This window comes from Streptomyces sp. NPDC057854 (assembly GCF_042797055.1).
Classification (GTDB): domain Bacteria; phylum Actinomycetota; class Actinomycetes; order Streptomycetales; family Streptomycetaceae; genus Streptomyces.
This window is the reverse complement of record NZ_JBHVMF010000001.1, coordinates 360,478-381,995: the sequence shown is the minus strand read 5'-3', so window position 1 is coordinate 381,995 and position 21,518 is coordinate 360,478. Positions and strand designations below refer to the sequence as shown.

Here is a 21,518-nt window from a genome sequence, read left to right as displayed (position 1 = left end):
TCCGGCCTGTCCCGTGCCACGACCACCGGCCCCGCGTTCCGGATCCGGCTGATGCCGCCGGTGGTGGAGCCCTTGCCGAACCGTCCATCGGCGTTCTCGCCCCGGGTGCGGACGGGGGCGCTCGACCCATCTGCGGAGACCTCCGCATGGTGGTCGGCCGCACCTTCGGCCACAGAACTACGGTGTGCAGCCACATACGCGCGCCAGGCCACCCGCCGCGCGTTCCCCTCAGGGCCGGCGGGGGCAGTCGTCCACGCTCGTCGGCGTCTTGTCCGTGACCAGGCGGTTTACGGCGTCGGTGCTCAGTCCGCTGCGCGCGGCCAGGTCGGGAACGCTGACGCCGACGGTCCGGATGGTGACCTCGCTCGGCAGCTCACGGGCGTCCGCGAGCCGCACGCTGTCCGCGGTCACGGCCGTCACCTTCGCTTCCGAGCCGTCGATCACCGTCACACCCAGCTTCCAGGCGCTTCGCGACCGAGCGCCGGCCCCGGGTATGCAGGGACGGGCCGAGGACGCCGCCGCAGACCAGGGTCACCCGGCGGCCGCCATCCGCCGGCTCGGCGGCGGTCTCGATGCCGGTGGGACCGGTGCCGACCACCGTCACCGGGGACGCCGCAGGCGTGGCGTCGAGGGCCGCGCGGAGCCCCTGGGCCTCCTCCAGGGTGGCGAGCGGGCGGGTGGCTTCGCACCCGTTCGGCGTGAAGCGTAAGCGGAGTCAGAGCGTGTGGCGTGGTGCTGCGTACACAGCGTCGAGAACGACGACCAGGAGTCGGCGGGCGGCTTCGGCGTCTTCGTCGTGGGGCGTGGACAGGGCGATTCCCGTGACGAGCCGAAGCAAGTCGTCGGCGGTCAGGTCGGAGCGGGCGGTGCCGTGCCGCTGCGCTGGGATGAGCAGACCGGCTGCCGCGTTCAGGATCAGCTGATGGCAGTCCAGCTCCGGCGTACCTGGGTCGTCGACCATCAGCGCGCTTCCCATGCCGTGGTTGGCGCGGGCGTGAGCCAGGAAGGCGCGCAGCCATCGGGCCAGGGCGCCGTCGGCTGAGTCCGTGCTTAGGGCAGGCGTGGCTGCTGCTGTCGGCGACCCGCCGCCTCACCGTCGCCTCGGGCATCGCCAACATCGCCTTCCGCGAACCGATAGCCACCGCCGCCGCGGCACGCACCCTCGGCGAGGCGTTCCCCGGGCGCTTCATCCTCGGCCTGGGCGGACACCGCGTCGACGACACCGTTCACCACGTCGACGGATACGCCGTACCGACCCGCGGCAAGGCGGTGACCACGATGCGTTCCTACCTGGAGTCCATGGACGCCTCACCCGCCCACGGCCCCACGCCGCACTCCTCCCCGCGGCGCCTGCTTGCCGCCCTGGGGCCGAGAATGCTGAAACTGGCCGCCGAGCGCACCTGGGGCGCCCACACCTACTTCGTGCCCGTCGAACACACGGCACGGGCACGCCAGATCATGGGACCGGACGCGTATCTCGCCGTCGAGCAGGCCGTCGTGCTCGACCACGACCTCGGCCGGGCCCGGGAGGTGGCGACGGCGCACGTCGCCGCATACCTGGCCATGGCACCGCACCAGGAGGCGAACGTACGCCGCCTCGGCTTCGGGGACGAGGACATCGTCGGCGGCCCGAGCCGCAGGCTGGTGGACGCGATCGTCGCCCATGGAGATGCGGAAGCGATCCGCCGACGCGTTCAGCACCACCTCCAAGCGGGAGCCGACCACATCTGCCTCCAAGTACTGACCGCTACGCCGACGCGGCCGCCACTGCGGGAATGGCGCGAGCTCGCCCCCGCTGTGCTGCCCCGTCGTACCCAGGTGGCCGCCTCACGCCCCAGCACCTGATCGCCGGACGCGGCCGGCGGACTGGGAACAAGCCGACCGCGGCGCGGACGGGACGCCGTGGCCTCCTCGCTGCTCCGCGGTGGCGACAAGTCCGCCGTGGTGGCAATCGTCCTGCTGCGGCGCGCCAACGTGTACCGGAGTACGGTATTCGTCAACCGAGGCGCGGCTCGTGCGGGGAGAATCGGTGGGTCGAACCTCCCGTACGCGCCGCACTCCGGCGGGCAGGGTCCGGCGGGAGACAGGGAACGGCTCGGAGTTCGACACGTTCGGCGTGGCTGCCTGACGCCGGTCGATGAGAGACGTGAGGCCGTCAGGCCTCGGCGGAGGCTGTCGACCTCACGTCACCGACAAGGCCGAGGACATCACCGTTCGCAAGGGCGGCACGCCTGGGGCCGCCGATACCGTGAGGGTGTGGCCGTTCTCACGCCGGCGAGTGCCACCGGCCGCGTTGGTAGATTGCGATCACCGGCCGTGTGCTGCCTGACCAGCGGTACGTCCATGTCCGGGCCGACGATCGACGAAACAGGGGGAAGTGTGTCCGAGCGAGCCGTGTCCGACGTGACGTCCGGAGACGTGCTCGACGGGCACGTGAGTGACTGGCACAGCGAGGAGGGGTGGGGTGTCCTGGTGACCCCCACCCTGCCGGGCGGCGTGTGGGCGCACCACTCGGCCGTCGAGGCCGAGGGGTTCCGCGCGCTGACCGCTGGAGAGGCGGTCACCTTCTCGGTGGAGGGGGCTGACCAAGACCGGTTCCGCTGGAGGGTTGTGCGCATCTGGCCGTCGGCGCCCGAGCCACTGCCGGGAGACCGCGGGAGCGCCGGGGGACCGGGCTACTCGTCCAGCCTCGATATCACCTTCGACACCTGATCGTCCTGTCCTACGGGCGACCGATCGCATTGTTAGCGCTCACATTGGTGGGGTATCGGAAGCGTTGGACTTCTTGTGTGTCGTTGGACAGCCCGTGATCACAGAAGGGAGGCGAACGCGGCGCACCCCCCGCAAGACGTCCGCCGAGGTGGGAGTCTCTCGCCAGACCGTCCCGTGCTGAGCGATCACCCATCGTGCGCGCGGCCGCCCGTGAACGGGATAGCCGCAGCCATCAGGCGCTCGTTACCGCCGCAACTCTGCCGCGCGTTTCACGCGCCGTACGGGGACCCTGGGGACCGTCGCGGTCAACGCCGCCAGGGCGGTCGCTGGCTCACCCTGCCCGCGGTCTCCCTCCATCAGGGGCCCGGCGCCCTTGTGGTGACGTAGCGCCTGTTCGCCGCTGGGCAACGCACCGTCGGGCGCGTGGCGGGCCCCGAGGGACGGCTGGAGGGCGAGGCGTGCGCGCGGGCCGGCGTGCCCTCCTGGAGGGGAGTGGTATCCGGGCCCGTGCTGCGGCAGGCGACTGCAGCCCGCCGTTCGGATGCCGGGCGGGGCAGGGGCTTGCGGGGCGCGCCCCGGCCGCCGTGGAGCGGCGCCGTTCACGGCGGTCTTCCTCGCCGACGACCAGAAGGCGTCCGGCGTCCGGCGGGCTCTGCGCGAGGCCGGAACCCGGACCCCCGGGCGGGTGGCCGTCGCCGGCTTCGACGGCATCCCGGGGGAGCCGAGTACTTCCCGCACCCGCTGGCGACGGTCCGGCAGGACCGCGCCACGACAGGGTGCTGGAGCATCCGTCTCCAGGCGGACCGCAGCGAAGGTCGCGCCGCGGTGCGCCCGAAGCCCCGCTGGTTGGCGTCCAGTTCATCGTCCGAGCGTCCGCGCCCAGGCGTCGGCGGACGCGGCGGCCGTCGGGCGACGCCCTCCGGTCGTCGGGCGACGCCCTCCGGCCGTCGGGGGCAGCCTGTTGCCCGCGGCGGTCGCGTCCGCCCCGGCGTCTGTCTGCGTGCCGGCCCGATGTGTGCCGGGTCGAACGCGTGAGGCCGCCAGTGCCGGGATCCGACGTCGGCCGGGCCGTCCGCGTGAAGCGCCTCCGTGGAACGGCCGCCTTGTATGTGCCCGCCGGTTCCTCCGTCTCCCGTGTGGTCGGCGGTACAGAGCCCCGGAGGCTGCGGACCGCCCGCGCGTGTGCAAGTGAGCGCTCACTTTGCAGCTCTAGTTTCTCGCGGAATGTTCGACAGAAGTGCGCACAGCTCTTGTCCAGCTCGATTGTGAGCGTTAACAATCAGGAGGCATTCCGGCCCTGCGCGAGACGAAAGAGACCGCATCGTGAGCCCACACGTTCCGTCCGGCACCGAGACCCGGTACCACCCCGAGGCGCGCACCGTCGGCGCCGGCTTCGGCGGCCTCTCCGGGCGGGCCGTCGTGGTCAGGGTGCCGGACGGCGCCGAGCTCGGGGCGTCGGTCCACGCGTACCGGCACGCCGTCCTCGGGGGCAGCGCTCCCTCCACCGGGATCGCCCTGCCCCCGCGCAGGGCCCTGCGGCACCCCGGGGTCCGGTGCCACGTGCTGCGCGTCGCCGTGCCCGTGGCGGTCGCCGACGCCACCGCGTCCCCGGAGCGCGCCGTCGTCCGCGAGGCGGTGGCCGAGGCGGTCCTGCGCACCGCGGCCCTGAGGGCGGTCGAACCCCCGCGACACCTCCTGGACCGCCACCGCACACGCACGCACGGCCCGGATGCCCGCTACGGCAGACCGGCTTCCGCCTGACCGCGGGGGTGCGGCCGCGGAGCCGCCCGCTGTCCCGCGGGCCGCGGGAGCCCGAGCGCCGACGACCGCCAGGCCCCGCCCCGTACCGCTGACCGAGAGCACGACGCCCCAGCACCGTTCACCTCAAGGAGAGCCGCCTTGCGCCCACGCAACCGCACCACCAGAAGGACCGGTGTCGTCACCGGCGGTCTGCTCGCCACCTCGCTGGCGGCCGGCCTCCTCACCCAGGCCCCGGCGGCGGCGGACCCCGCCGTCATCGACTACACCCTCTCTGTCGACGCCGCCGGCACGGGACCGGCGATCGACCCCACCCTGTACGGCGTCTTCTTCGAGGACATCAACAACGCGGCCGACGGCGGTCTCTACGCCGAGCTCGTCCAGAACCGCTCCTTCGAGTTCGGCCCGGTCGACAACCGCTCCTACACCCCGCTGACCGCCTGGCAGCAGACCGCGTCCGGCGGCGCCACCGGCTCCCTCACCGTCGTCGACGACGCCGAGCGGCTGAACGAGCGCAACCGCAACCACCTGCGGGTCGACCTCACCGGTACGGGCGGTACCACCGGCCGCTTCGGAATCGTCAACAGCGGCTACGGCGCGGGCATGGCCCTCAAGGAGGGCAGGCGGTACGACTTCTCCGTCTGGGCGCGCACGGACGACGCGGCCGGCACCCGCCTCACGGCCGAACTGCGCACCGCCGACGGCACCGTCGTGACCGCGCCGCTCGGCATCACCGTGCGGGGCGACCGATGGACCAAGTACACCGGCACGCTCGTCCCCAGGGTGACCACCACCGCCGGACGGCTCGCGGTGACGGCCTCCGGCTCCGGGACCCTCCGCCTCGACATGGTCTCGCTCTTCCCCCGCGACACCTACAAGGGCCGCGCGAACGGGCTGCGCAAGGACCTCGCCGAGAAGATCGCCGCGCTGAACCCCGGATTCCTCCGCTTCCCCGGCGGATGCCTGGTCAACACCGGCAGCCACCACGCCTACGAGGCCCCGAACTGGGAACGCCGCCGCTCCTACCAGTGGAAGGACACCATCGGTCCGGTCGAGCAACGGGCCGTCAACGCCAACTTCTGGGGATACCACCAGAGTTACGGCCTCGGCTACTACGAGTACTTCCAGTTCGCCGAGGACATCGGGGCGATGCCGCTGCCCGTCGTGCCCGCCCTCGTCACCGGCTGCGGGGAGAACCAGGCCACCGACGACCCGGCCCTCCTCGAGCGGCACATCCAGGACACCCTGGACCTCATCGAGTTCGCCAACGGCCCCGTCACCTCCACCTGGGGACGCAAGCGCGCCGAGATGGGCCACCCCAAGCCCTTCGGCCTGACCCACCTCGGCGTCGGCAACGAGGAGAACCTGCCCGACGCCTTCTTCGCCCGCTTCACCGAGTTCCGCAAGGCCATCCAGGCCGAGCACCCCGAGATCACGATCGTCTCCAACTCGGGCCCCGCCTCCTCCGGCGCGACCTTCGACCGCCTGTGGGAGCTCAACCGCCAGGCCGGCGTCGACATGGTCGACGAGCACTACTACAACTCCCCGCAGTGGTTCCTGGAGAACAACCACCGCTACGACTCCTACGACCGCAACGGCCCCAAGGTCTTCCTCGGCGAGTACGCCTCCCGCGACAACCGCTTCGCCAACGCCCTGTCCGAGGCGGCGTTCATGACCGGCCTGGAGCGCAATGCCGACGTCGTCAAGCTCGCCTCCTACGCTCCGCTGCTGGCCGACGTGGACAAGAACCAGTGGCGGCCCGACATGATCTGGTTCGACAACAACCGCTCCTGGGGGTCCACCAGTTACGAGGTCCAGAAGCTGTTCATGAACAACACCGGCGACCGGGTCGTGCCGAGCCGCGCCTCCGCCACCCCGTCCGTCTCCGGCCCGATCACCGGCGCGGTCGGCCTGTCGACCTGGGCCACCAGCGCCGCCTACGACGACGTCGAGGTCACCGCCGCGAACGGCGCCACCCTGCTGAAGGACGACTTCTCCGCCGGTGCCTCCCGGTGGACGCCGGCGGCCGGCCGCGGCACCTGGGCCGTCCAGGACGGGGCGTACGTCCAGACCGACGAAGCCGCCGAGGACACCCTGGTCACGGCGGGCGACCCGGGCTGGCAGGACTACGACCTGAAGGTCAAGGCCACGAAGAAGTCCGGCAAGGAAGGGTTCCTGATCGCCTTCGGCGTACGCGGCACCGGAAACCACTACTGGTGGAACCTCGGCGGCTGGGGCAACACCCGGTCCGCCGTCGAGAAGGCCGTCGACGGGGGCAAGCAGACGCTGCTGGAGAACCCCACCACCATCGAGACGGGCCGCACCTACGACATCCGCGTCCAGGTGCGGGGCCGGCAGGTCACCCTCTACCTCGACGGGCAGAAGTGGGGTTCCTTCACCGACGACAAGGCCGCCGAGCCCTTCCGCCAGGTGGTGACCAGGGACAAGGGCGATCTGATCGTCAAGGTCGTCAACGCCCAGGCGGCCGCGGCCCGTACGACCATCGACCTCGGCACCTCCAGCGTCGCCTCGACGGCCCGGCTGACCACCCTGGAAGGCGCGCCGGACGCGGTGAACAGCGCCGACGCCCAGCCGATCCGGCCGCGCGAGTCGACCCTGGAGGGCATCGGGCGGACCTTCACCCACACCTTCCCCGCCCACTCGGTCACCTTCCTGCGCGTCAGGAGCAGGTAGCAGCTGCCGGCGGCGCGGCGCACCGCCGCGCCGACGTCCCCGCCGGAGAGGACGACCGTCCTCTCCGGCCGCCCGCCCACGCGGCCCGCGGCGAGGGGACCGACGCCCCGTTCGAGGGCCTCGGTGCTCTCCGCACGCTCCGCGGGCCCCGTGGACGCCACACCGCGGGCCGCCCACTGTCGCCGTTCGCACGCGCGACAGCCGTCCGTCACACCGAACTCGCCCTTGCCGTCGGGTTGTCGAAGGAGATCTTCCATGAACGTCGGGCGCACCGTCCGCCACCGGACCGCGGCACTCCTGGCCGCCGGTGCCGCGGCCCTCGCCTGCCTGGTCCCCACGGCGTCGGCCGCTCCGGCGGCCGCCTACCCCGATCCGCTGCCCGTCACCGGGGACGTCGTCGTCCACGATCCGGCGGCGATCCGGCTCAAGGACGGAACCTACGTCGTCTACTCCACGCACGGCGGTCTCGAAGCGCGCACCTCGCGGGACGGACGCCACTGGGAGCGGGCGGGGTCCGCCTTCACCACGCTCCCCGCCTGGTGGCGTTCCTACTCCGCGGAGAGCGACCCCTGGGCCCCGGAGATCGTGCACCGCAAGGGCCGCTACTGGCTCTACTACGCAGTCTCCTCCTTCGGCTCGAACCACTCCGCCATCGGGCTCGCCACCTCGCCCACCGGCCGGCCCGGCACCTGGACCGACCACGGAGCGATCTTCGCGAGCGGTACGGCGGACCCCTACAACGCCATCGACCCGGGCATCGTCGAGGGCGGGGGCCGGCTCTGGATGTCCTTCGGCTCCTACTGGACCGGCATCCGCATGGTGGAGCTGGACGACCGCACCGGGCGCCCCCTCCCCGGGGCCCCCGTCCACCACCTGGCCACCCGGCCCGACGCCCCCTACGCCGTCGAGGCGCCGTACGTCGTGCGCCGGGGCGGCCACTACTACCTCTTTGTCTCCTACGACCGCTGCTGCGCGGGCGTCGAGTCGACCTACAACATCCGCGTCGGCCGTTCCACCTGGCCGACCGGCCCCTACACCGGACGCGACGGCCGGCCGATGACACAGGGCGGCGGCGACCTGCTGCTGGCCGCCCACGGCAAGTACCTCGGACCCGGCGGACAGTCGGTGCTCCGCGACCGCGGCGGGGACGTCCTCGTCCACCACTACTACGACGCCGAGGACCAGGGCACTCCCAAGCTCGGCCTCACCCCGCTCTCCTGGAGCGCCGACGGCTGGCCGGTGCTCGCCCGCTGACGGCGACCGCCCGCCCCCTCGCGCCCCTGCCCCACGAAAGGAAGTCATGACCCCCGCCCCTGACCACGTCGCCCGGTTCACCCTCGATCCGTCGTTCACCGTCGGCGAGGTGAACCCCCGTCTCTTCGGCTCGTTCGTCGAGCACCTCGGCCGCTGCGTCTACACCGGCGTCTTCGAGCCCGACCACCCCTCGGCGGACGAGGCCGGCCTGCGCACCGACGTCCTCGGCCTCGTCCGCGAGCTCGGTGTCACGGCCATCCGCTACCCGGGAGGCAACTTCGTCTCCGGATACCGGTGGGAGGACTCCGTCGGCCCCGCCGAGGACCGGCCCCGCCGCCTCGACCTCGCCTGGCGCTCCACCGAGACCAACCGCTTCGGGCTCAGCGAGTTCATGGCGTTCCTGAAGAAGGTCGGCCCCGAGGCCGAGCCCATGATGGCCGTGAACCTCGGCACCCGGGGCGTGGCCGAGGCCCTCGAACTGCAGGAGTACGCCAACCACCCCGGCGGCACCGCCCTCTCCGACCTGCGGGTCGCCCACGGCGACAAGGAACCGTTCGGCATCCGCCTGTGGTGCCTCGGCAACGAGATGGACGGGCCCTGGCAGACCGGCCACAAGACGGCGGAGGAGTACGGCCGGCTGGCGGCCGAGACCGCGCGTGCGATGCGCCAGATGGACCCCGACCTCGAACTCGTCGCCTGCGGCTCGTCGAGCCAGGCCATGCCCACCTTCGCGGCCTGGGAGGCGAAGGTCCTGGAGGAGACGTACGACCTCGTCGACCACATCTCCCTGCACGCCTACTACGAGGAGAAGGACGGCGACCGCGACTCCTTCCTCGCCTCCGCCGTGGACATGGAGTCGTTCATCGAGAACGTGGTCGCCACCTGCGACCACATCGGCGCCCGGCTGAAGTCCAAGAAGAAGATCAATCTCTCCTTCGACGAGTGGAACGTCTGGTACCAGAGCCGCTTCGAGGCGGAGGCCGCCGAGAACCCGCTCGACTGGCCGGAGGCCCCCCGCCTCCTGGAGGACAGCTACTCTGTCACCGACGCCGTCGTCTTCGGCTCGCTGCTCATCGCCCTGCTGCGGCACGCCGACCGGGTCACCGTCGCCTGCCTCGCCCAGCTCGTCAACGTCATCGCCCCGATCATGACCGAGCCCGGCGGCCCGGCCTGGCGGCAGACCACCTTCTACCCGTTCGCCCACGCCGCGCGCCACGGCCGCGGCGAGGTCCTCGACGTGCGCGTCGACTCGCCCACGTACCCCACCGCCGTCCACGGCGACGTGCCGCTGCTCCAGGCCACCGCGGTACGGGACCCGCGGACCGGAGCGGTCACCGTCTTCGCCGTCAACCGCTCGCAGGACCGCCCCCTCCCGCTGCGCGTCGCGCTGAACGGCATGGACCTCGGCGAGATCGTCGAGCACACCGTCCTCGCCGACGCGGACCCGGAAGCCCGCAACACCCTCGACGAACCGGACCGCGTCACGCCCCACCCGGGCGAGGGAGCCGTCCTGGCCGGCTCCGCGCTGAGCGTCACGCTCGAACCCCTGTCCTGGACCATGATCCGCCTGGCCTGACGGGCCGCCCCGCAGCAAAGCCGCCCACGGGCGGTTCCCCACCGGAGGGCGGCCGACAGCCGCCCTCCGCCGCACCCCGGGAAGACGAGCCGCAATGCCCTCACCCCATCCCAGCCGGCGCCGTGTCCTCGCCGGCTCCCTGAGCGCCCTCGCCACCGCCGGCGTCCTCGCGTCGACCGCGAGCTGCGCCGCGCCCTCGGCCGCCGCGTCCGGCCGCACGAGGCTCCGGTTCTGGCATCTCTTCGGCGGCGGCGACGGCGTCAACATGCAGAAGATGCTGGACGCCTTCCGCGCCGCCCACCCGGACGTCGCACTGGAGGCCACCACCCTCCAGTGGGGCGCCCCCTACTACACCAAACTCGGCATGGCGGGCGCCGGAGGCCGCGCGCCGGAGGTCGCCGCGCTCCACATGGCACGGCTGGCCGGCTTCGGCCCCGGACGGCTCGTCGACCCCTTCGACCTCGACCTGCTCGCCGAGGCCGGCGTCCGCCCGGAGGACTTCCCCGAGGACCTGTGGCGGCGCGGACGGATCGACGGCCGCCAGTACGCCGTCCCCCTCGACACCCACCCCCTCGTGCTCTACTACCAGACCGACATCTGCCGCAAGGCCGGCCTGATGGACGGGAAGCGCCTCAAGCCCATCGAAGGAGCCGCGGAGTTCACCGAGGCCCTGCGCGCCGCCAAGAAGGTGACCGGCGCGGCCGCCCTCGTCACCGAGACCCTCGGCCCCGACTGCATCACCCCCTGGCGCCTCTTCTCCACCTTCTACTCCCAGACCGGCGGCACCGTCCTCACCCCCGACGGCAAGGGGCTGGCCCTCGACGACGCCAAGGCCCTGCGGGTGCTCGAGTACATGGCCACCCTCGTGGACGAAGGGCTGTGGACGCGCCGCGCCGACTACGGCGCCTCCGTGGGCATCTTCAACCAGGGGCGGACGGCGTTCCACCTCAACGGCGACTGGGAGGTCACCACCTTCCGCACGGGAGGAATCCCCTTCTCGATGGCGCGGGTCCCCGCGCTGTTCGGACGGGCCACGGCGCAGGCCGACTCGCACGCCTTCGTCCTGCCGCACCAGCGCCGCCGCGACACCGCGACGGACCGGGCCGCCTGCGCCTTCGTCGCCTGGATGCTGAAGAACTCCGTCGAGTGGGCGGCGGGTGGCCACGTACCGGCGTACCGGCCCGTCCTCTCGGATCCCGCCTACCTCGCGCTCGACCCCCAGTCCGCCTACCGCGACGTGATCGACGACGTCGTGCTCGACGAACCGGCCTGGTTCGCCGGCTCCGCCTCCCGGATGTGGATCGAACTCGGCGAGGTGTTCTCGACGCTGCTCACCGGCTCCCGCACCCCCCGCGAGGCGCTCTCCGAGGCGAAGCTCCGGCTCGGACGCCTCCTCGACACCCGCAACCCCCTTCCCGGAGTCGCGTCATGACCACGCTCACCCCCGCCGCCCCGGCCCCCTCGGCCTCCGGAGCGGGCCGCGACGCCGTCACGGCGCGCCCCCGGACCGTCCGCGGGAAATGGACCGAGCACGGCCTGGTCTTCGTGGCCCCCTTCCTGGTCGTCTACGGCCTCTTCCTCGTCTGGCCGCTCATCAGCGGCCTCGGGATGAGCCTGACCAGCGAGAACATCACCGGCACCGAGGCGGAGTTCATCGGCCTGGACAACTACGCGGAGGCGGTGGCCGACCCGCAGATGTGGTCCTCGCTGGGGAACACCGTCTGGTTCACCGTGCTCTCCACCCTCCCGCTCGTGCTGGTCGGACTCGTGCTCGCCCTGCTCGCCCACCAGCTGCGGGTCGTGCAGTGGCTCTGGCGGATCAGCTGGTTCGCGCCCTTCCTGCTGCCCTCCGGCGTCGTCTGCATGCTGTTCGCACAGATGATCTTCCCGCCGGGGTTCGGGCTCGCCGACCAGCTCCTCGCCTCCGCCGGACTCGAACCCGGCATCGGCTGGCTGAGCGACGAACGCTACGCGATGCTCTCCATCGTCCTGACCACGGTGTGGTGGACGGTCGGGTTCAACTTCCTGCTGTACCTCGCGGCGCTCCAGGCCGTGCCGCAGCACCTGTACGAGGCGGCCGAGCTCGACGGCGCCGGAGCGTGGCGACAGCTCCTCCACATCACCCTGCCGCTCCTGCGGCGCACCACCGGCCTCGTGCTCGTCCTCCAGGTGCTCGCCTCGCTCAAGATCTTCGACCAGGTCTACCTCATGACCGGCGGAGGACCCGACGACTCCACCCGGCCGATCCTTCAGTACGTCTACCAGCAGGGCTTCACCGGCTACCGGATCGGCTACGCGTCCGCCGTCTCCTACATCTTCTTCGCCCTCATCCTGATCGTCTCCCTGGTCCAGCCCGTGCTGGCCCGGCGCAAAGAGGAGGCCGGCAAGTGAGCCTCGCCGCCGCCCGTGACCACACCGCCCGATCGACCCGCGCCGGGAGCCGCCGGCCCCGCTGGACCGCGGGCAGGCTCTCGCTGCTCGCCGTGGCGCTCGTCCTGGCCGCCGCCTGGCTGCTGCCCCTGCTCTGGGCCGTCGCCACCTCGCTCAAGCCGGAGGGGGAGACGACCCGGACACCGCTGGAGTGGATCGGCTCGCGGATCACCTTCGAGGCGTACGCCAAGGTGTGGGAGTCGGGCACCCTGCTGCGGTGGACGGTGAACTCCCTCGTCGTCTCCGGCCTCACCACCCTGCTCACCGTCGTCCTGTGCGCCATGGCCGCCTACGGCTTCACCCGGACCGCGTTCCGGGGACGCAAGCTCCTGTACGGCCTCGTCCTCGCCGGGATCATGGTGCCGCCCCAGGTCCTCATCGCACCGCTGTTCACCCAGATGGTCCGCATGGGGCTCGTGGACACCTACTGGGGAGTGATCCTGCCCCAGGTCGCCGTGCCCGCCATGGTGTTCATCCTCGTGAAGTTCTTCGAAGGGGTGCCCAGAGAACTGGAAGAGGCCGCCTTCGTCGACGGCGCCGGACGCTGGCGGGTCTTCTGGACGATCGTCATGCCGCTGTCCCGGCCGGTCCTCGCGGCGGTCGCGATCTTCACCTTCATCTCCACGTGGAACAACTTCCTGTGGCCGTTCCTCGTGACCACGGACCCCCAGGCCATGACGCTCCCGGTGGGGCTGGTCAACGTCCAGTCCGGCTTCGGCGTCCGGTACGCCCAGATCATGGCCTCCCTGGTGATCGCGGGCCTGCCCCTGCTGCTCGTCTTCGCCCTGTTCCAGCGGCAGATCGTGCGGGGCATCGCCCACACGGGCCTGGCCGGCCAGTGAACCCGCCGTGGTGCCCCGCCGGCAGCCCGGCGGGACACCACGGCCATGCGCCGACCCGCCCCCCCGCGGCCTTCGTGTCCGTGTGGACCACGGCGTGGGCGGGGTCGCGCCAGATCTTGCCGTGACGCTGTGAAGCGTGGCGGAACCACGAGACGGGGGGACACGGGTCCCCCCGGGAGGAAGGACATGACCGACACCACCAACTGGGCGGGGAACATCACCTTCGGCGCGGAACGCCTCCGGGCCCCCGCCTCGGTCGAGGAACTGCAGGAGCTGGTGGCCGGCTCCCGTGCCGTACGAGCCCTGGGAACCGGCCACTCCTTCAACGCGATCGCCGACACCACCGGGGACCTGGTGACCACCGCCGGCCTGCCCCGCGTGCTCGACATCGACGGGCGGGCCCGCACCGTCACCGTGAGCGGCGGAACCCGATTCGGGGAGATCACCGGCCTCCTCCACGAGGCCGGACTCGCCCTCCACAACCTCGGTTCGCTGCCCCACATCTCGATCGCCGGAGCCTGCGCGACCGGGACGCACGGGTCGGGGGACGGCAACGGCACCCTCGCCTCGGCCGTACGGGCCGTCACCTACGTCTCGGCCTCCGGCGACCTCGTCACGACGCGGCGGGGCGACGAGCACTTCGAGGGCTCCGTGGTCGCCCTCGGCGCGCTCGGCGTGGTCACCACGCTGACCCTGGACCTGGTGCCGGCCTTCGACGTCCGGCAGTGGGTCTACGAGGACCTGCCCGTCACCGCCCTCCGCGGCGCCTTCGACGAGGTGATGTCCGCCGCGTACAGCGTCAGCCTCTTCACCCGCTGGAGAGGGGACCTGATCGACCAGGTGTGGTTGAAGCGGCGCGCGGACGCCCCGGAAGCCGCGACCGAGCCGTCGCGCTGGCTCGGTGCCGTCCGGGCCGACGGTCCCCGACACCCCGTCCCCGGCATGCCGGCCGACGCCTGCACCCCGCAGCTGGGCCTGCCGGGCCCGTCCCCGTTCCGGCTGCCGCACTTCAGGCTGGAGCACACCCCGAGCAGCGGCGACGAACTGCAGTCGGAGTACTTCGTCGCCCGTGAGGACGCCGTCGCGGCCTTCGACGCCCTGCACGCCGTACGAGACGCCTTCGCCCCCCATCTGCACGTGGGGGAGATCCGGAGCGTGGCCGCGGACGGCCTCTGGCTCAGTCCGGCCCATCGGCGGGACTCCGTGGCCTTCCACTTCACCTGGCTGCCCGACACGGCCGCCGTGACGAAGGCCCTGCACGTGATCGAGGACGCCCTCGCCCCCTTCGCGGCCCGGCCGCACTGGGGCAAGCTCTTCGTCACGGAGCCCGAGGCCCTGCGCGGTCTCTATCCCCGGTACGACCGTTTCGAGCGCCTGACGGCGGCGGTCGACCCCACAGGAACGTTCCGCAACGACTTCATCGCCCGCTGCTTCCCGCGGTGAACCGTCCGCGGAACACGGCCGGGGCGGACGGACGCCGGGAGGGCGGTCCGCCGTCCCGCCGCGGCCTGTGGGTGGGTGCTCCGGCACCGGGCGGGCGGCCCGGGCGGGGACGACGTGGTGGCCGCCCGCCCGGCTTCGACGCCGCGGCGTCCCCGTGCACCACCGAGAAGCCGAGAGTGGACGGCTCCAGACAGGCTCGGGAGGACCGTCAGGGGGCAAAAGCTTACTGATGCAGACATTCCTGCATTGCGGCGCGTCGCTTTGCCGCAAACTCGGCAAGAACTATGTAACTTCCTTACTTTCCTTGCGCTAGAGTTGCGTTCGTGACGCGACGACTTGCTCTGGTGGCGAAAAAGGTGGGGGTCAGCGAGGCCACGGTCAGCCGGGTTCTCAACGGCAAACCGGGGGTCTCCGAAGCCACCCGCCAGTCCGTGCTCAGTGCCCTGGACGTCCTCGGCTACGAGCGGCCCACGCAGCTGCGCGGGGAGCGGGCCAGGCTGGTGGGTCTGGTCCTGCCGGAGCTGCAGAACCCCATCTTCCCGGCGTTCGCCGAGGTCATCGGCGGCTCTCTGGCACAGCAGGGCCTCACGCCGGTGCTCTGCACGCAGACCAAGGGCGGCGTCTCGGAAGCCGACTACGTCGAGCTGCTCCTGCAGCAGCAGGTGTCCGGGGTGATCTTCGCCGGAGGCCTCTTCGCGCAGGCCGACGCGCCGCACGAGCACTACCGGCAGCTTGCGGAGCGCAAGATCCCCGTCGTCCTCGTCAACGCGCCCATCGAAGAACTCGACTTCCCCTGCGTCTCCTGCGACGACATCGCCGCGGTGGAGCAGGCCTGGCGTCACCTCTCCTCCCTGGGGCACGAGCGCATCGGCCTGGTCCTCGGTCCCGAGGACCACATTCCCTCGCGCAGGAAGCTGACCGCGGCGCGGGCGGCCGCCGAGGCGGCGGGAGCGGAGCTGCCGGAGGAGGTCGTGGAGCGCTCGATGTTCTCGCTCGAAGGCGGGCAGGCGGCCGCGGGGCGGCTGTGGGACCGCGGGGTGACCGGCGTCATCTGCGCGAGCGACCCGCTGGCCCTGGGGGCCATCCGGGCGGCTCGCCGGCGCGGGCTCACCGTTCCCGCCGACGTGTCCGTGCTGGGCTTCGACGACTCGGCCTTCATGAACTGCACCGAGCCGCCGCTGTCGACGGTGCGGCAGCCGATCGAGGCGATGGGCCGGGCCGCCGTGGACCTCCTGTGCGCGCAGATCCAGGGGACGCAGGCGTCCCCCGGGGAGCTGCTCTTCGAGCCGGAGCTGGTGGTCCGGGGCTCGACCGCGCCGCCGTCCGCCTCCTGAACCACGCCCGGAAGCGGGCCCGTTCCGCGCTGGGCGCGAGCGGCCGTACCGATGATTTCGAGGGCCAGACCTGACGGGTCTGGCCCTTTTTCCGTGCCCGGGGGCATGCGGGTGAGCCCTTCGCGCGGCTGCTCCTCGGCGGTACGTCCCGTGCTCCACCGGCTGCCGACCCGGCCGTAGGGCCGGCCCCGGCAGACGGGGCCGAATGGTTTCGGATCGTGAAGGATGCGCCGACCGGACGCGACTCCGCCCTGTCGGTTGTGCGCGAAGGCGGAGCCGTGCTGAGCGGCCGCCGCGCGTCGGGCGTTGCGGGCCGTGAGGCCGGCGGACGCCGCGGAGGTGAGCGGTCCGGGGCGCGCACGTCGCGCACGTCTCTCAACAGGCAGTCGTGTCACCCCCGTTGACAAAGTGGTGACCTGGCGGAAACCTGTCACGTGGTCATCGCAAAAGATTGACTTAACTGCTCAAAAACTCGCCGACATGCGGATGTTCCATCTCTAAGGACGGAAGGTGTCGTGCGAGGACTCTGTCGACGTTCACCCGGCGCGTCCGCCCCCCAGCCCGCCTCCTTCCCCCGACGCTGCTCACGTCGCCGGCAGGGCGGGGCACGGCCGGCCTCCCGGGTGAGGAATCAAGAGGACTTCATGCGATTGAGAGACCACGGGCGGCGAGTGATCGTCGGCTCGGTGACGGCGGGGCTGATAGGCGTGGGGATGCTCCCCGCTCCCGCCCACGCCGCGGAGGGCCCCAACCTGGCCCTGGGCAAGCCCGCGACGGCGGGCGGCACGAACGGCGGTTACGTCGCCGGCAACGTGACGGACGGAAGCCAGGCGTCCTACTGGGAGGGCCCGAACGGGGCGCTGCCGCAGTGGGTGCAGGTGGACCTGGGCGCGAGCACCGAAGTCGACCGGGTCGCGCTGAAGCTGCCGGCCTCCTGGGGCTCCCGCGTCCAGACGCTGAGCGTGCTCGGCAGCACGGACGGATCCTCGTTCGCCGCACTGGCCGGAGCGGGGGCGCGTACCTTCGACCCGGCGAACGCCAACACCGTCAGCATCCCCGTCACCGCGACCACGGCTCGCTACATCCGCGTGCAGGTGTCCGCCAACACCGGCTGGAACGCCGCCCAGTTGTCCGAGCTGGAGGTCTTCGGCGAGGACGACGGGGGCGGTCCGGTCGATCCCCCTCCGGTCGGCACCAACCTCGCGCGCAACAAGCCCATCGAGGCATCCTCGTTCACCCAGTCGTACACGGCCGCCAACGCCAACGACGGGAACACCGGCACCTACTGGGAGTCGGCGGGCTTCCCCGCGACCCTGACCGCCAAGCTCGGCGCCAACGCCGACATCGAGGCGGTCCGGATCAAGCTCAACCCCGACCAGGTGTGGGGCCCGCGGACCCAGGCCGTCGAGGTGCTCGGGCGCGAGCAGTCGGCCTCCGGTTTCACCTCGCTCAAGGCCCGCGCCGACTACGCGTTCAGTGCGTCCTCCGGCGGCAACACGATCACCGTCCCGGTGTCCGGACGGTACGCCGACGTGCAGCTGAAGTTCTTCACCAACACCGGCGCTCCCGGTGCGCAGGTCGCCGAGTTCGAGGTGGTGGGCGCCGCCGCACCGAACCCGGACCTCACCGTCACCGACCTCGTGTGGACCCCCTCCTCCCCCTCGGAGGCGGACCCCGTCGAGGTGAGCGCGACCGTCCGCAACGCCGGGACCTCCGCCTCGCCGGCCACCACCGTCGACGTGAGCCTCGAAGGCACCGTGGCGGGCAGCGCGCAGGTCGGCGCGCTCGCGGCCGGCGCCTCCACGACCGTCAGGATCCCGGTCGGCAAGAAGGCCATGGGCAGCTACACCGTGTCGGCGGTCGTCGACCCGGCCGGCACCGTCGTCGAACAGGACGACACCAACAACAGCCGGACCGGCGCCCCCAAGCTGGTCGTCGGCCAGGCCCCCGGCCCTGACCTGACGGTCACCGCGATCACCCCGAACCCGTCCTCCCCGGCGGTCGGCGCGCAGGTCTCCTTCACGGCCACGGTCCAGAACCGGGGCACCACCGGGGTCGCCGCCGGCACCGTCACCCGCCTCGTCGCCGGCACCACCACCCTGAACGGCACCACCCCGGCGGTCGCCGCCGGCCAGTCGGTCACCGTGCCGATCTCCGGCACCTGGACCGCCGCGAGCGGCGGGGTCACCCTCACCGCCACGGCCGACGCCACCGCGACCGTGGCCGAGACCAACGAGAACAACAACGTCTTCAGCCGCTCGCTCGTCGTGGGCCGGGGCGCCGCCGTGCCGTACACGGAGTACGAGGCGGAGGACGCCCGCTACCAGGGCACCCTGCTCACCGCCGACGCCAAGCGGACCTTCGGCCACACGAACTTCGCCACCGAGTCCTCCGGCCGCAAGTCGGTCCGGCTCAACTCCATCGGTGAGTACGTGGAGTTCACCTCCACCAACGCCGCCAACTCCATCGTCGTGCGCAACTCGATCCCCGATGCCGCCGGCGGCGGCGGACGGGAAGCCACGCTGAGCCTGTACGCCGACGGCCAGTTCGTGCGGAAGCTGACGCTCTCCTCCAAGCACAGCTGGCTGTACGGCACCACCGACGACCCGGAGGGGCTCACCAACACCCCGGGAAGCGACGCCCGCCGCCTGTTCGACGAGTCCCACGCGCTGCTGACACAGTCCTACCCGGCCGGCACGAAGTTCCGCCTCCAGCGGGACGCCGGTGACACCGCCTCCTTCTACATCATCGACCTGATCGACCTGGAGCAGGTCGCGCCTCCGGCGGCCCAGCCGGCCGGCTGCGTGTCGATCACGAACTACGGCGCGGTGCCCAACGACGGCCTCGACGACACCGACGCGATCCAGCGCGCGGTGACCGCCGACCAGAAGGGCGAGATCCCCTGCGTGTGGATCCCGGCGGGCCAGTGGCGCCAGGAGCAGAAGATCCTCACCGACGACCCGCTGAACCGGGGGGTCTACAACACGGTCGGCATCCGTGACGTGACGATCCGGGGCGCCGGCATGTGGCACTCCCAGCTGTACACCCTCACCCCGCCGCACCAGGCCGGCGGCATCAACCACCCGCACGAGGGCAACTTCGGCTTCGACATCGACCACAACACGCAGATCTCCGACATCGCCATCTTCGGCTCCGGCACCATCCGGGGCGGCGACGGCAACCAGGAGGGCGGCGTCGGCCTCAACGGCCGCTTCGGCAAGAACACCAAGATCAGCAACGTCTGGATCGAGCACGCCAACGTCGGCGTCTGGGCCGGCCGCGACTACTCGAACATCCCCGAGCTGTGGGGGCCGGGCGACGGCGTCGAGTTCAGCGGCATGCGGATCCGCAACACCTACGCCGACGGCATCAACTTCGCCAACGGCACCCGCAACTCCACCGTCTTCAACTCGTCCTTCCGCAACAACGGTGACGACGCGCTGGCCGTCTGGGCGAGCAAGTACGTCAAGGACACCTCGGTGGACATCGGCTCCGGCAACCACTTCCGCAACAACACGATCCAGCTCCCCTGGCGGGCCAACGGCATCGCGGTCTACGGCGGCTTCGGCAACACCATCGAGAACAACATCATCGCCGACACCATGAACTACCCCGGCATCATGCTGGCCACCGACCACGACCCGCTGCCCTTCTCCGGCCAGACCCTCATCTCCAACAACGCCCTGTACCGCACGGGCGGCGCGTTCTGGAACGAGGACCAGGAGTTCGGCGCCATCACCCTGTTCGCCCAGGGCCAGCCCATTCCGGGCGTCACCATCAAGGACACGGACATCGTCGACTCGACCTACGACGGCATCCAGTTCAAGACCGGGGGCGGCGAGGTGCCGAACGTCAGGATCACCGACGTCCGCATCGACAAGTCGAACAACGGCTCCGGCATCCTCGCGATGAGCGGCGCCCGAGGCAGCGCCACCCTGTCGAACGTGACGATCACCGACTCGGCCGAGGGCGACATCCTCGTCGAGCCCGGATCCCCGTTCGTCATCAACCACCAGTGACACCGGCACCGGCGCCCGAGGCGCCGTGACGCAGGGCGTCCGGCCACGGCGGTGGCCGGACCCCGTCTTCACCGCCCCATGACGGAGGCGTCACCATCCCGACGAGTCGCGCCGCGCAGCCCCCGTCTGCGTGGCCGGGATCGAGGACAGATGAAACTGCACGACTGGAGATCACGGAGCCTGAGCGCCGTGATCGCGACGAGCCTGCTGGCGCTGGGCGGTCCGCTCGTGACCGCCCGGGCCGCCGGAGGCCCCAACCTCGCGCTGGGCGACGCCACCGCGGCCAGCACCTCCCTCCCCGAGTACGGGGCCGCGAACGTCACCGACGGCAACCAGGGCACGTACTGGCAGAGCTCCGGATCGAACCTGCCGCAGTGGGTCCAGGTCGACCTCGGCACGAGCACCCGTATCGACGAGGTCGTCCTGAAGCTTCCGGCGGGCTGGGAGAACCGCAACCAGACGCTGTCCGTCCAGGGCAGCGCCGACGGCACCGGTTTCTCCACTCTGAAGAGCTCGGCCACCTACACGTTCGCCCCGGGCACCGGCAACACCGTCACGGTCGGCTTCCCGGCCGCCCAGGCCCGCTTCGTCCGCGTCGACATCACCGCCAACACCGGCTGGCCGGCCGCCCAGCTCTCCGAGCTGGAGGTTCACGGGGCCGACGGCACCTCCGCCAACCTCGCCGCGGGCAAGGCCCTGACCGCGAGCAGCCACACCGAGGTGTACGCGGCGGGCAACGCCAACGACGGCAACAAGGCCACGTACTGGGAGAGCCGGAACAACGAGCTGCCCCAGTGGCTGCGGGCCGACCTCGGCTCCTCCGTCCGCGTCGACCGGGTCGTCCTGCGGCTGCCCGACGGCTGGGGCGCGCGCAGCCAGACCCTGAAGGTCCAGAGCAGCGCGAACGGCACGGACTTCACCGACCTCACCACGTCGAAGGCGTACGAGTTCACCCCCTCCGGCCAGAACTCCGTGGCGATCCCGTTCGGCGAGACAACGGCGCGGTACATCCGGGTCCTGGTCACGGCGAACAGCGGGCAGCCGGCCGCCCAGCTCTCCGAGCTGGAGGTCTACGGACCGGCCACCGGTGACACGCAGGCGCCGACCGCTCCGGCGAACCTGGCGTTCACCGAGCCGGCGACCGGCCAGGTGAAGCTGACGTGGACCGCTTCCTCGGACAACACCGGTGTCACCGGCTACGACGTCTACGCGAACAACACGCTGCTGACGAGCGTGGCGGGCAACGTCACCACGTACACCGACAGCCGCCCGGCCGGCCAGACGGTCACGTACCGCGTGCGGGCCAGGGACGCGGCCGGCAACCAGTCCGCCGACAGCAACACGGTCACCCGTCAGGGCGACACCGGTGACACGCAGGCGCCGACCGCTCCGGCGAACCTGGCGTTCACCGAGCCGGCGACCGGCCAGGTGAAGCTGACGTGGACCGCTTCCTCGG

15 protein-coding genes and 1 pseudogene are annotated in these 21,518 nt (G+C 71.7%); 14 read left to right on the top strand and 2 right to left on the bottom strand.

From position 1 onward, the window contains the following. Positions 1-246: 246 nt before the first annotated feature. Together ACFVQZ_RS01720 and ACFVQZ_RS01715 are read right to left on the bottom strand one after the other, a co-directional pair. Positions 247-676: pseudogene (locus ACFVQZ_RS01720) on the bottom strand (FAD-dependent oxidoreductase); the annotation flags it as partial. Between the two features lie 39 nt (positions 677-715). After that, positions 716-976 carry a hypothetical protein gene (locus ACFVQZ_RS01715; protein WP_383618787.1) on the bottom strand — a complete coding sequence of 87 codons (261 nt, stop codon included), beginning with the start codon at positions 974-976 and terminating at the stop codon, positions 716-718. On the opposite strand from ACFVQZ_RS01715, the gene ACFVQZ_RS01710 reads away from it, so the two are divergent. From ACFVQZ_RS01710 to ACFVQZ_RS01645, 14 genes are all read left to right on the top strand, one after another. Continuing rightward, positions 901-1,845: a TIGR03620 family F420-dependent LLM class oxidoreductase gene (locus tag ACFVQZ_RS01710; RefSeq protein ID WP_383619525.1), complete on the top strand. Its 945-nt coding sequence runs from the start codon at positions 901-903 to the stop codon at positions 1,843-1,845. The genes ACFVQZ_RS01715 and ACFVQZ_RS01710 overlap by 76 nt on opposite strands. A 534-nt stretch (positions 1,846-2,379) precedes the next feature. Continuing rightward, positions 2,380-2,712 carry a cold-shock protein gene (locus ACFVQZ_RS01705; protein WP_383618786.1) on the top strand — a complete coding sequence of 111 codons (333 nt, stop codon included), beginning with the start codon at positions 2,380-2,382 and terminating at the stop codon, positions 2,710-2,712. Positions 2,713-3,253: 541 nt separating this feature from the next. Beyond that, positions 3,254-3,904 (top strand): substrate-binding domain-containing protein, encoded by a 651-nt coding sequence (locus ACFVQZ_RS01700; RefSeq protein WP_383618784.1) that lies wholly within the window; start codon positions 3,254-3,256, stop codon positions 3,902-3,904. A 131-nt stretch (positions 3,905-4,035) separates the two neighbouring features. Next, a complete protein-coding gene (locus tag ACFVQZ_RS01695) occupies positions 4,036-4,473 on the top strand; it encodes a hypothetical protein (RefSeq protein ID WP_383618782.1) in 438 nt (145 codons plus the stop codon). A gap of 138 nt (positions 4,474-4,611) precedes the next feature. Continuing rightward, positions 4,612-7,164: an alpha-L-arabinofuranosidase C-terminal domain-containing protein gene (locus ACFVQZ_RS01690; protein ID WP_383618780.1), complete on the top strand. Its 2,553-nt coding sequence runs from the start codon at positions 4,612-4,614 to the stop codon at positions 7,162-7,164. Between the two features lie 255 nt (positions 7,165-7,419). Beyond that, complete coding sequence (locus ACFVQZ_RS01685) at positions 7,420-8,418, top strand: arabinan endo-1,5-alpha-L-arabinosidase (protein ID WP_383618778.1); 999 nt, start codon at positions 7,420-7,422, stop codon at positions 8,416-8,418. A 46-nt stretch (positions 8,419-8,464) separates the two neighbouring features. Further along, positions 8,465-9,994, top strand: a complete 1,530-nt coding sequence (locus tag ACFVQZ_RS01680; RefSeq protein WP_030493097.1) for an alpha-N-arabinofuranosidase — start codon at positions 8,465-8,467, stop codon at positions 9,992-9,994. Positions 9,995-10,088: 94 nt separating this feature from the next. Then, positions 10,089-11,426 carry an extracellular solute-binding protein gene (locus ACFVQZ_RS01675; protein WP_383618776.1) on the top strand — a complete coding sequence of 446 codons (1,338 nt, stop codon included), beginning with the start codon at positions 10,089-10,091 and terminating at the stop codon, positions 11,424-11,426. Next, on the top strand, positions 11,423-12,385 hold the full coding sequence (locus ACFVQZ_RS01670; protein ID WP_030493099.1) for a carbohydrate ABC transporter permease: 963 nt from the start codon (positions 11,423-11,425) through the stop codon (positions 12,383-12,385). The genes ACFVQZ_RS01675 and ACFVQZ_RS01670 overlap by 4 nt, the downstream gene beginning before the upstream one ends. Beyond that, the gene (locus ACFVQZ_RS01665; protein WP_383618774.1) at positions 12,382-13,266 is read left to right on the top strand and encodes a carbohydrate ABC transporter permease; all 885 of its coding nucleotides are present in this window, start codon (positions 12,382-12,384) and stop codon (positions 13,264-13,266) included. Before ACFVQZ_RS01670 ends, ACFVQZ_RS01665 begins: the two co-directional genes overlap by 4 nt. Before the next feature lie 186 nt (positions 13,267-13,452). Next, on the top strand, positions 13,453-14,709 hold the full coding sequence (locus ACFVQZ_RS01660) for a D-arabinono-1,4-lactone oxidase (RefSeq protein WP_383618772.1): 1,257 nt from the start codon (positions 13,453-13,455) through the stop codon (positions 14,707-14,709). Positions 14,710-15,032: 323 nt separating this feature from the next. Continuing rightward, entirely contained in the window at positions 15,033-16,043 is a 1,011-nt protein-coding gene (locus tag ACFVQZ_RS01655) for a LacI family DNA-binding transcriptional regulator (protein WP_383618770.1), read from the top strand. Positions 16,044-16,687: 644 nt separating this feature from the next. Then, positions 16,688-20,062, top strand: a complete 3,375-nt coding sequence (locus tag ACFVQZ_RS01650; protein ID WP_383618769.1) for a CARDB domain-containing protein — start codon at positions 16,688-16,690, stop codon at positions 20,060-20,062. A 150-nt stretch (positions 20,063-20,212) separates the two neighbouring features. Further along, the coding region (locus ACFVQZ_RS01645) for a discoidin domain-containing protein (protein WP_383618767.1) at positions 20,213-21,518 on the top strand (1,306 nt) is incomplete at its 3' end.